Source organism: Nostoc sp., assembly GCF_036917235.1.
Lineage (GTDB): Bacteria > Cyanobacteriota > Cyanobacteriia > Cyanobacteriales > Nostocaceae > Nostoc.
Window position 1 is genome coordinate 1 of the sequence record NZ_JBALDU010000058.1, and the last position, 14371, is coordinate 14371.

Sequence of the window (14371 nt, forward strand, 5' to 3'; positions counted from 1 at the left end):
GTTAAAGCTGTTCGCCAACGACATCGACGTAACGCTGCAAGGTCGCTTGACATTTGGGCTTCTGCCTTAACTTGACACCAATGGCGTCTCGCCCGTCCGGTGCGGGCTAGAGAGCTTACACTACAAGAAAATTTATTGCAACATTTAAGGCTTGACACGCCAGTAGGGTGCGTTATGCTTTTGGCTAATGCACCATCCGAATACTTTCGGTATTTTACGCGATCGCTATAACCCACTCTAATAAATTGTCATCGCCATGCGATTTATTATTAAATTGTTTAGATGTAAATAATTAATAATGTTTTGAAGCGGAAAATTTTTATATCTAGTAATAATTGAATATTTTGTGGTAGCCAGACCCTCAAGAATTGCTAATATCTCTCATACTAATAATTGCATCATGTTTTTTTGGAGGAGCAATTGCTGGAATAGCTACTCTAATCATCACAAAGAAAAGGAATTTTTATATTGAAATATTTAGACTATTAATTGGGGCTATAGGAGGGTATGAAGGTGTCGTAATCTTTTTTCTTTGTAATCTTGAAGACAAGAATCCAAATAAAATACTTGAATTCATTATTTCTGCTCATCAAAATTCAAATTTAGAGTTCACTGGTAATACTACATTATTCATATTATTCATTATGATTCTGTTATCAGGAGCAATAGGTGCAAGTATAGCTATATTTATAATGAGAAAGGTATTTCGCTGGCGTTCATAAATTATTGAACTATAATGCAATACGGTTCGGTTAAATCCAAAAAATAAAAGTGTGTAGTAGCGCGGCAAGCTTAATTTGTTGGCTTGAGTAATGTTTTTTTTGGGAATTTCTAGATTTTTTGAACCCAATGTTTTAAGCTTGCCGCGCTAGTAGGTTGTGTTGAGGAACGAAACCCAACTTTTTACGGGGTTTGTTGGTTTACTCTTCTCCTACGAAGACGCTACGCGAACGGAAACGCCAAGGGCGAACGCAAAGCCTCAACCCAGCCTACAAATAGTCTTAACTAGACAAAACATATCCCTCTCCGAGTCGGAGAGGGACAGACTTGAACTAAAGTTCAAGGCAGGGAGAGGTTCGTCGAACTCACGTGAAGTTGACTACCCCACCTAACTCAATTTCTAACTACTAACTTGCGATTCAACTACACCTACGGGACAAGATACGTTTGTCCCTCCTAAACCACAATATCCATTGGGATTTTTAGCCAGGTATTGCTGATGGTACGCTTCGGCGTAGTAAAATTCCGGCGCATCCAAGATTTCTGTGGTTATTTTGCCATAACCTGCGCTGTTGAGGGCTTGCTGATAAGCTTCCCGCGATGCTTCTGCTAGCTGCTTTTGATTTTCGGAATATACATAAATTCCCGAACGGTATTGAGTGCCAGTATCATTACCTTGACGCATTCCTTGGGTGGGATTGTGGCTTTCCCAAAAGACTTTGAGCAGTTCGGCATAACTAATTACTTTGGGATCAAACACAACCAACACCACTTCATTGTGACCGGTTCGCCCACTACATACCTCTTCATAAGTGGGGTTGGGTGTTAACCCAGCAGCGTAACCGACTGCGGTAGTGTAAACTCCTTTAAGTTGCCAGAATTTGCGTTCTGCACCCCAAAAACAGCCCAAGCCAAAAATTGCTTTCTCTAATCCATCGGGAAAAGGAGGTTTTAAGGGATTCTTGTTGACATAATGAGCGGCGGGTAGTGACATAGATTGTGCCCTTCCTGACAAAGCTTCCTCTGGTGTGGGCATAACTGCTTTTTTGCCAAATCCGAATAGTGCCATTGATTTTGACTCTGATATATATCTTTACCTTACTTACTATTGTAGGACTTACGCAGAAGAGATCCCCCAACCCCCTTAAAAAGGGGGCTTTTAAGATTCCCCCCTTAAAAAGGGGGCTAGGGGGGATCAAGCTTTCAAGTTTTCAGTGCGTAAGTCCTGTATTGTAAAGATTCTGGCATCGCTTGGGATTTTCTCAGAGCCAGCCTTGGACTGTGTTGATCTTTACAAAAACAGTGCTGTAATCAAGCTCTTTCCTTGAGCGCCTGTTTTGCAATCCTACTAACCCAGTCTTGCGAATCATTACTTAACCGCTCCAAAATTGAAATCGGTGTATTGACATTTCTGGCAACTTTTGAGCGGAGATCGTCACAGCAATGAACTGCGAATTGTTCTAGAAAAAGAACAATTGTGCTCGCAAATGAACAGGGGTATTGGGATGAGTAGCAATAGCGCGTAGACCATCCATTGTATTTGGATGTCGCATTTGGTTGATTTTTAGATAAAGCTTCTCCAGCCCCTCGGAAGGTGTATTGGGGTTTTTAGCGAGAGTTATGAGAAAATGAATTTGTACGCTAGATGGGGCTTGATAGTCTGTAAGTGCAATTAGCATAGTTGGTGGGGTTTTCAAAGATGATGCGATCGCGCTTACTACATCATACTTATTTATTTGCAACAGATTTTCTAACACTTTTGGAGTGATGTCAGAACGTCTCACCAATTGAACTGCACTTCTTTCATACATGGCTTGATTGGATCGCGAAACTAGTTGATGTTGCTTAACCAAGAACTCTGCAAAAAACTCTAGAACGGTAGAGGTTGCATTGGGATTGTTTACGGCTTTGAAGGGCACATATTCATCTGTATCCTGCGCGAGTTTTTCTAAAACCTTTGCAGGGGTTGAGGGATGTGCGGCAACCAATCGCCGGACAGAGGCTCGTCGATCGCTAGCTAACTGCTCTAGCAAGTCGATGGATGTTCCAGGTTTTCCCTCGATAAAATTGATGATAGCGATCGCAGTTTCAGAAACATTTGGATGATTCTTGACCAGATCGCGAATTTCTTTCTCATTTTCTCCCGCTAGTTTTTCTAATATTGCGCTTGGTGCTTGAGGATTTCGAGCAATTGTTTTATGCATCGAAAAATCTCTCCAATTTGCAAACTTATTTAGCAGAGATAAGGGTGTTTTAGGGTTCTCAGCGATCGCCATTTCGATATTGCTGATTCCACTCTCGGCTAGTTTAAGCAATAACGATTCAGAAGTGTTCGGATTTCGAGCGATCGCGATAAAGAGGCGATTATCAACCTTATATTGACCATCATTATCTCGATCATAAAAAGCAGGAGGGCTTTCTACAAGTTGTTCTAGGAGTTCAAGTGGTGTCTTTGGATTTCTAGCAACAGCACAAAGAATTTCCTCATCCTCGATTTTAGATAACTGAGCGATCGCACTTTCACTAGTTGTTGTGCTACGCGCTAAAGAGAGCCTGACAAAATGGCTCTCAGGATTTTCCAGCAGCAAAAGATTGAAAATTGGATTCGCCGTAATTGCGTCTGGAAACTCTTTACCTAATTTCAGCAACACTTCAGTAGGCGTATTCGGATTTCTAGCCACAGCCTCACGAACTTCTGGCTGAGGATGTAAAGATAGCTCCTCAAGCACCACAACTGAGGTGTCAACAGCCGAGGCTAATGCAAAATCGTTGTCATCAAGTATAGTAAATATTTTTATAGATATAGAATAAGTTTTCCCAAAATATAAGGACACTTTTGCATTAGACTTTTACGAAACTTCATCAATATTACGAATATTTTTAAAGAAGAACTTGGTGTTAAAAGCTACTCATGGATAAAATACCGAAAATTGACCGTCAAAGGGAGCATCAAGCTAATGAACGTACCTTTCTGGCTTGGTTACGCACTTCTATTGCATTGATTAGCTTTGGCTTTGCGATCGCCCGATTTGGTATATTTCTGCGCCAATTGAATCTTGCTATTACCCAACAAGAACCTCCGGTAAATCCATTATCTAACTCGGAAAATTTGGGTGTTGCTTTGGTAATTTGTGGAATTTCGACTATTGCCTTAGCTGCATGGCGATACAACCAAGTTTTCTGGCAAATTGAAGCAGGGAACTATAGACCAAATCGGTTAATGGTTTGGATAATGACTGGAGTAGTAATTATTTTGGGGTTTCTCAGTCTTCCTTTACTCTTAAGGCGCGATAAAGTACCTTCTCGTTCTCCGCTTCCCATTCAACCACAGTCCCGAAATTTGCATTAAATACAGCAGAAGTCAGAATTCAGGAGCCAGAATTCAGGAGCCAGAATACACTTTTTATACGATCGCATTTTTTGTAACTTTTTTTGCCGATCCTCAATCAATCTTAGGGTAGGCGTAGCCCAACCCAGCCCGGATTTCTCACGCATAGAAGAGGAGTGTGCGGAGTGTGGGGAGTAAGACTTCTTCCCCATCCTCCCACACCCCTTGGATTTATCGTACTTGATATCTCGCAAGCTTTTAGACTTTTTGTAATCGTCGCTTTCAGCTTGGGCTGAATCGTCATACACTGATTTTGAACTAATGAAAGTGGTTGCCCTCAAAGAAACGATGAGCGAAAGTAAGATATCAGAGATATTAGAAACCTTCGAGGCAGACTTGCTGTCGGAGTGGACTCAAGAACTAGCCACTGTGAATATTCGCAGAGGCTTGATTAAAGAAGCACAGCTAAAGGAGGAGTGCCGGGAATTTCTTAGTTTGTTTCGGATTGCCGTTGGGCGGGGCAACTTTACCAATATTCAGGCAGGTGTGTGGCAGGAGATGCGGGAGATGCTCAACAGCATTTCTCGATCGCGATCGCAAAATGGCTTCACACCCTCAGAAATAGCTACATTCGTCTTTTCGTTCAAGCAACCCCTCTTCAACCGAATGCGTCACCAATTGAAAGACTCCATTGAGTTGGGTGAAAATATCTGGTTAGCCACAAACTTACTGGATCAGCTAGGATTGCTGACAATTGAAGTGTATCAAAAGACGCGAGAAGAGGTAATTTTGCGGCAGCAGGAAGAGTTGATGGAACTGTCTACCCCAGTGGTGAAACTTTGGGAGGGAATTTTGGCATTGCCGATAATCGGTACTCTGGATAGTACCCGGACTCAAATGATGATGGAGTCGTTATTGCAGAAGATTGTCGAAACTGGTTCAGAAGTTGCCATTATTGACATTACCGGGGTTCCCACCGTCGATACACTCACTGCTCAACATCTGCTCAAGACTGTTACTGCCGCCCGTCTCATGGGAGCCGATTGTATGATCAGTGGCATTCGTCCTCAAATTGCCCAAACAATCGTCTATCTCGGCATTGATTTGACAAATGTAGTCACAAAAGCAACCTTAGCCGATGCCTTTCTGACAGCGCTAAAACGGTTGGGAACGACCATTAACCGCTCTCAATCCAAATAGCTGGAAGAAAGCAATGGAACACATCCCTATACTTAAAATGGGCAATTTTCTACTTGTGACAATCCAGGTAGATATGCACGATCGCCTCGCCATGACGCTACAAGAAGACCTGAGCAACCGCATAACTCAAACTCACCCTCACGGTGTCCTGATTGATATTTCGGGATTAGATATTGTTGATTCCTTCATTGGGAGGATTTTAGCCAACATTGCCAGAATATCACGGGTGCTGGATACTGAGACAGTTGTCGTCGGGATGCAGCCTGCTGTGGCAATCACCCTAGTGGAATTGGGGATGTCGCTGACGGGGATTCGCACTGCCTTAAACGTCGAAAAGGGTATGGCATTGTTGCGATCGCTTCCAGCGGGCGGGACGCCATCGTCATTCAATGAAACCACAAATCAAATCACTAGCACTAAATGGCGTGCAGATGATGATGGAGAAGACTGAAACGATTAACATTCAATCTTCTACAGATGTAGTTTTAGTTCGCCAGTCTGTGCGCCAGCTGTCCGTGAAAATTGGCTTTGGCTTAGTAGACCAAACTAAAATTATCACCGCAGCCAGTGAGTTAGCCCGCAATACCCTAGACTACGGGGGGGGCGGCACAGTCAAGCTAGAAACGCTTCAAGAAGGGCGACGACGAGGACTCCGGCTGACCTTTGAAGATCGGGGGCCGGGAATTTCCGATATCGAACTGGCCCTAAAGGATGGGTTCACCACGGGCAACGGCTTAGGTATGGGTCTGGGTGGTGCCAAACGACTTGCCAGCGAGTTTGAGATTCAATCTGTGGTGGGAGAAGGAACACGGATAATAATTGTACGATGGAAATAAAATGAAAGAATCTGTCGCCGTCACAATTACTGAATCTAGCCAAACTGGGGAAGCTAGACGGGTAGCGATGGCGTTGGCAACTCAGCTCGGTTTTCAGGAAACAGAACGGGGCAAGGTTGGGATTGTGGTGACAGAAATTGCAAACAATTTGCTGCTGCACGCTCACGGTGGAGTTGTGCTAATGCGATCGCTCAAGGAAGATTCCAGAATTGGCATTGAAATCTTATCGCTAGATAAGGGACGGGGAATGGTTGATGTGGATGAGTGTTTGCAAGATGGCTTTTCCACAGCCGGAACCTTGGGCAATGGCATGGGTGCAATTCTTCGCCTTTCTGGTTTATTGGAAATTTACTCCGTTCCCAACCAAGGAACAGCGCTCCTCGCCCATATCTGGCTAGACTCAGCACCCCATCAACCTGAAAAGTTTTTAGAAATTGGAGCGATCTGTTTGCCCATACGAGGAGAAGAGGTTTCAGGAGATACCTGGGCATCGGAAGTCGATTGTTGCCGTAGTCTGTTGTTAGTAGCTGATGGTTTAGGGCACGGGCCTGCGGCTGCGTCAGCATCAGAAGCAGCCGTGAAAATGTTTCAAGAAAATCTTCATCGTTCTCCGGGTGCGATCGTCGAAGCTGCCCACGCCGCCTTGCGAAGTACGCGAGGCGCAGCACTCGCCATTGCCGAAATTGACTTTGAACAACAGTCTATCCGCTTTGCTGGAATTGGCAATATCGCTGCCAGCATTTTCTCCTTTACTGAGCATCGCCATCTGCTATCTCACAATGGCACGGTCGGACATGAAATCCGCAAAATTCAAGAGTTTAGCTATCCCTGGTATGCCAACGGAATTTTAATTATGCATTCTGACGGATTAAGCGCTAAGTGGCAGATCGATCGCTATCCCGGCTTGATGCAAAAACATCCCAGTCTGATTGCAGGTGTGCTATACCGAGACTTTTACCGAGAGCGGGATGATGTGACGGTGTTAGTTGCGAAAGGAATGGGCAGTTAAGGTAAATGAGTAAGGAGTAATGAGTAATGAGTAAGGAGTAATGAGTGATGAGTGATGAGTGATGAGTGATGAGTGATGAGTGATGAGTGGATTATTTTTCTTTCAATTTGTTGATTGAAGTTGTTAGTATCTTAATAATTCTTTCATTTTCTTCTATCAGATTTTGAAATTTTGATTTTGACACCAACTCCGACTTTATCATTATTTTTATCCAAAAAAGGGTTTCATTGGCTTCCTTTAAGGCTATAGAATACTTGTTGACAAAGTCTTTATTTGATTGTGCATATTTAGCTTCTGAACAGTTTGCACCTATTGATGTCCCGCTTCTTAAAAATTGTTTAGACAAGATTTTACCAGCGTCGTCAAAAGGTCTTTTGTTTAGCTCAGAATAAGCTTTGATAACTCTTATTGCAAAATTTTCTGTTCTTTCTTGAATAATGATATTTGCGTTATAATTAATCACGAGTAAAAAAAGAATGTGGCAATTCAATTTTACTTTACAAGTAATGGCTATTTACTCATTACTCATTACTCACAAAATGCGAAAAATAACTTTTTCCACTGCAAATTTTACTCAAGCCTTGGATTGTGCATGAATTTTTAACCTCTGAAAATTTACTTTATAAGTAATGGGTATTTACTCATTACTCATTACTCATTACTCATTACTCATTACTCATTACTCATTACTCATTACTCATTACTCATGGAGTGAAGCGACTTGACAATTGTTTTCACGATCGCCATCCAGTACGAACAGGATGTTGTGCAAGCTCGGCAACGAACTCGTGAGATCGCCGAGCAGTTGGGCTTTGATGCTCAAGATCGGGCGCGATTGGCAACGGCAGTTTCCGAAATTGCCCGTAATGCCTTTCAATATGCCGAAGGCGGAACGGTTGAATTTTCTGTGGCAGGAGAGCCGCAAGCGTTTCTGATTCGGATTCAAGATCGGGGTGGGGGCATTCCTCATTTAGAAGATGTTTTGGCAGGACGCTACACCTCTGATACGGGAGCGGGGCTAGGTATCGTGGGCACGCGCAGGTTGATGGATTTATTTGAGATTGAATCGCTGCCGGAGCAAGGAACAACGGTAACAATCGGCAAAAGGTTGTCGAAGCGCACACCTACTTTCACCGATTCGCAATTGCAGCAGATTCGAGAAACCGTAATTGGGCGATCGCCTGAAAATCCCTATCAAGAAATTCAGCAGCAAAACCAGGAATTACTCCGGGCTATGGCAGAGCTACGCAAGCGCGAGGAAGAACTGAACCAACTCAATCAGGAATTGGAAGATACCAATCGCGGTGTGGTTGCCCTCTATGCAGAACTGGATGAGAAAGCCAACTCTCTGCAACAGGTAAACGATCTAAAAACCCGCTTTCTCTCGAACATGAGCCACGAGTTTCGCACGCCGCTCAACTCGATTTTGTCCCTCTCTCGGATGCTGTTGGCCCGGATGGATGGCGATTTGACCATCGAGCAAGAAAAGCAGGTGACATTCATCCAAAAGGCGGCGAGCGGATTATCAGAACTAGTTAACGACTTGCTGGATTTGGCAAAGGTGGAAGCTGGAAAAATTGAAGTGCATCCCAGTTCCTTTGAAGTCAGTGACTTGTTTGCCACGCTGCGGGGGATGCTGCGCCCATTATTGGTTCAAGGTTCCTCTGTGACGCTGATTGTCGAGGAAGCTGAAGGCATTCCACCGCTCTATAGCGATGAGGGCAAAATTGCTCAAATTCTGAGAAACTTTGTCTCCAATGCCCTCAAATTTACCGAGCAGGGAGAGGTGCGCGTCAGCGCTGTGCAGACGGGTCATACCATCACCTTCTCTGTATCTGATACGGGCATCGGCATTGCTCCCGCCGATCGAGAACGGATTTTTGAGGATTTTATGCAAATTGACTCCTCTTTGCAAAAGCAGGTGAAGGGAACCGGGTTAGGATTGCCGTTATCGCGCAAGCTAGCGGAACTACTCGGAGGCAGCATTTCGGTGAAAAGTCAGCTGGGTGAAGGCTCTACCTTTACAGCCTTGATTCCCATCGTCTACCCAAATGCCACCGAATTGACTACCGTACTGCAACCAATCGCATCAGTTGAGCTAACTCGCCTGCCCATTCTGGTGGTTGAAGATCATCCAGAAACTCTATTTATTTACGAAAAGCACCTTCAGGAATCAATCTATCAATTGATTGCTACCCGCACCTTAGCTCAAGCAAGGCTGGCCTTACAAAAACTTCAACCGGCGGCGATTATGCTAGATATTCTGCTGGAGGGGCAAAACGGCTGGACGTTCTTGCGAGAAATTAAAGGAGATGAAACAACCCGCACGATCCCTGTACTCGTTATTACCATCGTTGATAATGAGAAGCAAGCACTGGCCTTAGGAGCAGACGGTTTTCTAATTAAGCCGGTAGACAGATTGCCGTTGTTGAACAAACTTAATAGGCTAATTACTGAGAACAAGCCTCAAAAAGTCTTGTTAATTGACGATGATCCCGCCTATCGGTATCTTGTGAAACAGTTGTTGATAAATACACCTTTGAGCATTTTAGAAGCCGCAAACGGACAGGAAGGATTAAATTTGGCACAACAGGAACAGCCAAACGCCATCGTGCTGGACTTGGAGATGCCAGAGATCGGCGGGTTTGATGTACTTAAGCAACTTAAAAACAATTCCGTCACTCAGTCGATTCCGGTGATTATTCACTCATCTGCTCAACTGGATGCAGAAGCGCAAAGCCGATTAGCAAAACAAAGCATAGCCATTGTTTCTAAAGAAATAGGCTCTCAAACTACGGCGATTGCTCAACTTCAAGATGCGCTCGTCAAAGCCGGACTCGTTCTAGAATTTTAAGGGAAAAGTCATGTCTGAGCCACGGGTTACAATCCTGCATGTTGACGATAACGAAGCCAATCGCTATGTTGTTAACCGGATTTTGCAAAATGCAGGCTTTAGTGTCGTGGAAGCGGCGACTGGAGCAACAGGATTAGAAGCTGTGGCTAAGTTTCAGCCTGACTTAGTAATTTTAGATGTCCAATTACCAGATATCAGCGGCTTTGAAGTCTGTCGCCAAATTAAGGCAAACCCGGAAACGACTTTTATCCCAGTGCTACAACTTTCTGCAAGTTTTGTCCAAAGTCAGGATAAAGCAGAAGGCTTGGATAGCGGTGCCGATGCTTATCTGGTGCAACCTGTTGAACCAATTGAACTGCTTGCCACCGTGCGATCGCTGCTGCGAATTCGCCGGGCGGAGGAAGCTGCTTTGTCCTCAGCGCGGGAGTGGCAAACCACCTTTGACTCCATGAACGACGGCGTATCTCTGGTAGACGGGGAAGGGATGATTTTGCGCTGTAATCGAGCGATGATGCAGCTTTGTTGCAAGCCCTCTCACGAAATCTTAGGTTATGCCCACCATGAGTTGATGAGCGCAGAATTGGGAATCGGCGATGGCACTTGTTTTCGGCGTGCGAAAGAAACTCACCAACGGCAAGTTATCGAATTTCAGTCGAAAGAACGGTGGTTTGCCAAAACCATCGACCCAGTATTTGATGGACATGGGACTCTCACAGGCGCCGTTTTTATTCTGTCAGATATCACCGAACGTAAACGAGCAGAAGCATTGCTGCAAGAGCAAAACGATCGCCTCAATCAACTGATGATTTCTTTGCAGCAACAAACCGAACAAGCACAGCAAGCCAACCGCATCAAAGATGAGTTTTTGGCAGTGCTGTCTCATGAATTGCGATCGCCCCTAAATCCGATTCTGGGTTGGGCAAGAATTCTGCAAAAGAGTCACCAAGATGCAGCCAAAACTCAGTACGCCCTGGAAACGATCGAGCGCAACGCGAAACTGCAAGCCCAACTAATCGAAGATTTGCTCGATGTGTCGCGTATTCTCCAAGGGAAGTTGGCTTTAAATACAGTTCCAGTCGGTCTAACTTATACCATCAAAGCTGCCCTTGAAACCGTGCGGCTGGCTGCTGAAGCTAAATCCATTCAGATTCAAACAATATTTGAACCGAATGTTGGGCCAGTGTTGGGTGATTCTGGTCGTTTGCAACAGGTTGTTTGGAATCTACTTTCTAACGCGATTAAATTTACCTCACAGGGTGGTCGAGTAGAGGTGCGGTTAGAAACAATCGAGGATGAAGTAGATACTCATCCTGCAGAATACACTCAAATCACTGTCAGCGACACTGGTAGGGGCATCTCTGATGAGTTTCTGCCCTACGTCTTTGACTACTTTCGCCAAGCCGATGGGACAACGACGCGAAAATTTGGCGGGTTGGGGTTAGGGTTAGCGATCGTGCGTCATTTGGTTGAATTGCACGGCGGAACTGTTCAAGCAGACAGTCCTGGAGAAGGGCAAGGAGCAGTATTTAAAGTTAAACTTCCACCGATCGCTACTTCAACATTAAATCAAGTTAATACAGCCGATCGCGATCGCTCAGATTTAAATCTCAATGGATTGCAAACGCTGCTTGTAGACGATGACACAGATTCACGAGAGTTCATTGCCTTCGTGCTACAACAGTACGGCGCGCAAGTTACTGAAGCAGACTCAGCACATGATGCTCTGAACAGCTTGGGACGAGCCAAATTTGATTTGTTGATTAGTGATATTGGTATGCCCGATATGGATGGCTACACCCTAATTCGTCAAATTAGAAACCAGTCACCCGAACAAGGTGGAGAAATTCCAGCGATCGCCCTGACTGCCTATGCGGGAGAAATCGATCGACAACAAGCACTAGCCGCCGGATTTCAACACCATATTTCTAAACCAATTGAGCTAGAAGTATTAATACAGGCTATTTTGACGATAGTAACGATTTAGCAACCTGAATTTTAAGGCTTTTGGCCATAACTGAAAGTGTATTGATTTATAAATATCCGCCAATCAGACTGTATAACAATCCGAAGGCTATAGCCCGACTCAATCATTCGTGAATAACTAGATCCCCGACTTCTTTAAGAAGTCGGGGATCTGAGGTTCTCTGTAGATTCAGAAATAACCGTTACACAGGCATTTACTAAAGGTAACAGTGGCCCTAATTGCTCTTGTCCATTCACTGCTAAATCGCTATGACACAAATAAACTCTCTCGGATACACGAGACAATAAATCTGTCAAAATTCTTTGCAGTCGTTGTTCTTCTGCCAATTTCTCATCTTCTGCTGTCCAAGGTTCGCCTAACCTGTCTCGCAGAAAAAATGGCGCACCGAATAAAGTCGCTGCACCACCTTTCGCCCATAGAGGTGAACCAGCATCCAGCCAAAAATGCCACTGATGCGATCGCCTACTAGATCGATATTGAAATATAGTTGCTAAGGTGACAGCCTTTCTCGCTCCACCAATGGGGCGCACAGGGTAAGCGTTGGCGGTAATCGTACCACGTCGCAGTAGTTGAATGAATTCAATAATAGTTGTATGAGGTGTTGTCTCAACTTGGTCAATTTGTCGTAGTCTGGTGTCAATTTCCCAGTAGTGTTGGGCAGTTTCTAATAATTCCCGCAGTGCTGCTAGTTGTTCGTACGGGAGATTGCTCCCATTCCACAAAAAGCGCTGAATTGCTCTGTCTAACAGAGAAATGGGACTAGGAATTAACCGCAATTCTTGTTGCGATCGCTGCTGTTCTAACCACTCTAATATCTGATTATATGCTGTAGTAGCTGCATAGCCGATTCTGTCCCAGCGCTCAAACGTTGATACTGGTAGCAAGTTGGGGCGATCGGGATGGGGTACAAAGCAGTAATCTGCAATCAAACCAGCACGTACCGGATCAATATTTGTAGAGACGCGATTCATCGCGTCTGTTGTAGATACCCGATTCATCGCGTCTGTAGAGTTTTCTGGTGGTTGTTGTTTTCTGCTCAATACAACCAGCATTTCTGCGACGGCATCCCGATCTACGAGGCGGCCCAAGCCGGGATAAACTAGTGCCAACATGGTGAGTAAAGCGCGAATGATGGGCGAACTAATTAGGGGACGTTGATCATTGAGCGATTCTACTGGGATATTTTGCTTGATCAGGATTTCTACTAGAGTATAACGAGCGATCGCATCTAAACCTGGTGCAATAATCGCCACTTCTTCCGGTTGCACTTGCTGCGATTGGATGGCATTAGCAATTTCCTCTGCTGTTTGCCGCAATAATTGGGCGCGGGAGGTGGTTTGAATTGAATACACTGTTTTTGGTAAACTCAACATTACCATCGGTTCTGTGACTAATTCCACCATCTGTTTAGTCAGTTGCTCGCTCAGAGACTCTGGAGGCGGCCCGTTCAAGATTTCTACCCGACAACGTTCTGCTAACCCTTCTAGATAGTTGGGATCTGCTCCCAATCCCAATCGCACTGCACCGTCAGGATTGTAGCTAAACGCGCCAACTGCACCTCGATCTAATAGCAATTCAAACAAAAGACGCGCTACGCTAGGATAGTCATCGACATCATCTGCTAGTACTGCCTGATAGCGTTTAGTTAGGTGCTGCTGGTAATTGCGATCGCTTAATAAGTGCTGACTATAAAGTTCGGTAATAATCCCATAAGTCAGCAACCCCCTCTCTAAACACCAGTTACGCCAATCTAGCAGCAAAGATGCCAAAAATTCCGGCTCTAAAGTTGTGGGATTTTCCCCCAAACCCTTTGCCAAAATCTGGGCAATATCTTCGCAAGGTATACCACTGTAAGCTGCTAATTGTAATAAGTCCAAGATGCGACGCACCAAGCGAGATTCATTCACTCCCGCCAGACGTAAAATTTCTTCGTCTAATTGCGGACGCCAAAGTTTGGTTGCTAACTCTTGTTCGGTTTCTGGTCGCAATCTTACCGGAAACTGTGCTTTCAGGTTCAACGAGTTAATCAGCAACGGCCAAAATAAAATGACTTCATCCTGAAAAAAACCTAGTGGCGTCTTGGCACGAACCGGATATTTACCTAAAGTAGAGGTAACAATTATATCTCCTAATTCTCGACGATTATCGTCATTGGCAGCTAAAACTAAAACTCCCGGCTTTGTTTGTTTAAGATATAACAATTCGGGTACATGACCAGTTTTTTTACGTCCTGTTTTTTTTGTATAAAATGATTCAGTATATTGTGTTTCTGATGTTACCCAATTACAAAATTGCTCTACCAAGCGAGCTGTCTTACCACTGCGGCTAGTGCCAACAATCCAAACCGAATGAGAAACCACAAACTTTCTCCTTGTAGATTTGTTAGTATACCTCGTGCGTTAACTTAAGGTTAATAGTCATCAAACAATGCTGAATGATT

Annotated in this window: 12 protein-coding genes; 8 read left to right on the forward strand and 4 right to left on the reverse strand. The window is 44.4% G+C overall.

Annotated features, from left to right (window positions below; genetic code table 11):
* The first annotated feature begins 368 nt into the window (after positions 1-368).
* Positions 369-722 (forward strand): hypothetical protein, encoded by a 354-nt coding sequence (locus V7K44_RS17415; protein WP_334933186.1) that lies wholly within the window; start codon positions 369-371, stop codon positions 720-722.
* Positions 723-1120: 398 nt separating this feature from the next.
* Here the strand turns inward: V7K44_RS17415 and msrA are convergent, their stop codons facing one another.
* Both msrA and V7K44_RS17425 read right to left on the reverse strand, forming a co-directional pair.
* Positions 1121-1789, reverse strand: a complete 669-nt coding sequence (gene msrA / locus V7K44_RS17420; protein WP_334933187.1) for a peptide-methionine (S)-S-oxide reductase MsrA — start codon at positions 1787-1789, stop codon at positions 1121-1123.
* Between the two features lie 391 nt (positions 1790-2180).
* A complete protein-coding gene (locus V7K44_RS17425) occupies positions 2181-3554 on the reverse strand; it encodes a hypothetical protein (protein ID WP_334933188.1) in 1374 nt (457 codons plus the stop codon).
* Between the two features lie 77 nt (positions 3555-3631).
* On the opposite strand from V7K44_RS17425, the gene V7K44_RS17430 reads away from it, so the two are divergent.
* The 5 genes from V7K44_RS17430 to V7K44_RS17450 all read left to right on the forward strand — a co-directional run bounded on the left by V7K44_RS17430 (position 3632) and on the right by V7K44_RS17450 (position 7093).
* Positions 3632-4069 carry a YidH family protein gene (locus tag V7K44_RS17430; protein ID WP_334933189.1) on the forward strand — a complete coding sequence of 146 codons (438 nt, stop codon included), beginning with the start codon at positions 3632-3634 and terminating at the stop codon, positions 4067-4069.
* Positions 4070-4369: 300 nt separating this feature from the next.
* Entirely contained in the window at positions 4370-5248 is an 879-nt protein-coding gene (locus V7K44_RS17435; protein ID WP_334933190.1) for an STAS domain-containing protein, read from the forward strand.
* A gap of 37 nt (positions 5249-5285) precedes the next feature.
* The gene (locus tag V7K44_RS17440; RefSeq protein ID WP_334933191.1) at positions 5286-5699 is read left to right on the forward strand and encodes an STAS domain-containing protein; all 414 of its coding nucleotides are present in this window, start codon (positions 5286-5288) and stop codon (positions 5697-5699) included.
* Complete coding sequence (locus tag V7K44_RS17445) at positions 5638-6084, forward strand: anti-sigma regulatory factor (protein ID WP_334933192.1); 447 nt, start codon at positions 5638-5640, stop codon at positions 6082-6084. The genes V7K44_RS17440 and V7K44_RS17445 overlap by 62 nt, the downstream gene beginning before the upstream one ends.
* A gap of 1 nt (position 6085) precedes the next feature.
* Positions 6086-7093, forward strand: coding sequence for an ATP-binding SpoIIE family protein phosphatase (locus V7K44_RS17450; protein WP_334933193.1), 1008 nt, complete (start codon positions 6086-6088; stop codon positions 7091-7093).
* Between the two features lie 91 nt (positions 7094-7184).
* Here the strand turns inward: V7K44_RS17450 and V7K44_RS17455 are convergent, their stop codons facing one another.
* Complete coding sequence (locus V7K44_RS17455; protein ID WP_334933194.1) at positions 7185-7556, reverse strand: four helix bundle protein; 372 nt, start codon at positions 7554-7556, stop codon at positions 7185-7187.
* A gap of 258 nt (positions 7557-7814) precedes the next feature.
* Here V7K44_RS17455 and V7K44_RS17460 point away from each other — a divergent pair, with 258 nt between their 5' ends.
* Together V7K44_RS17460 and V7K44_RS17465 are read left to right on the forward strand one after the other, a co-directional pair.
* Positions 7815-9947: an ATP-binding protein gene (locus V7K44_RS17460; protein ID WP_334933195.1), complete on the forward strand. Its 2133-nt coding sequence runs from the start codon at positions 7815-7817 to the stop codon at positions 9945-9947.
* A 10-nt stretch (positions 9948-9957) separates the two neighbouring features.
* Positions 9958-11931 (forward strand): hybrid sensor histidine kinase/response regulator, encoded by a 1974-nt coding sequence (locus V7K44_RS17465; protein ID WP_334933196.1) that lies wholly within the window; start codon positions 9958-9960, stop codon positions 11929-11931.
* A gap of 134 nt (positions 11932-12065) precedes the next feature.
* On the opposite strand, the gene V7K44_RS17470 is transcribed toward V7K44_RS17465, so the two are convergent.
* Positions 12066-14291, reverse strand: a complete 2226-nt coding sequence (locus V7K44_RS17470) for a recombinase family protein (protein ID WP_334933197.1) — start codon at positions 14289-14291, stop codon at positions 12066-12068.
* Positions 14292-14371: the final 80 nt, after the last annotated feature.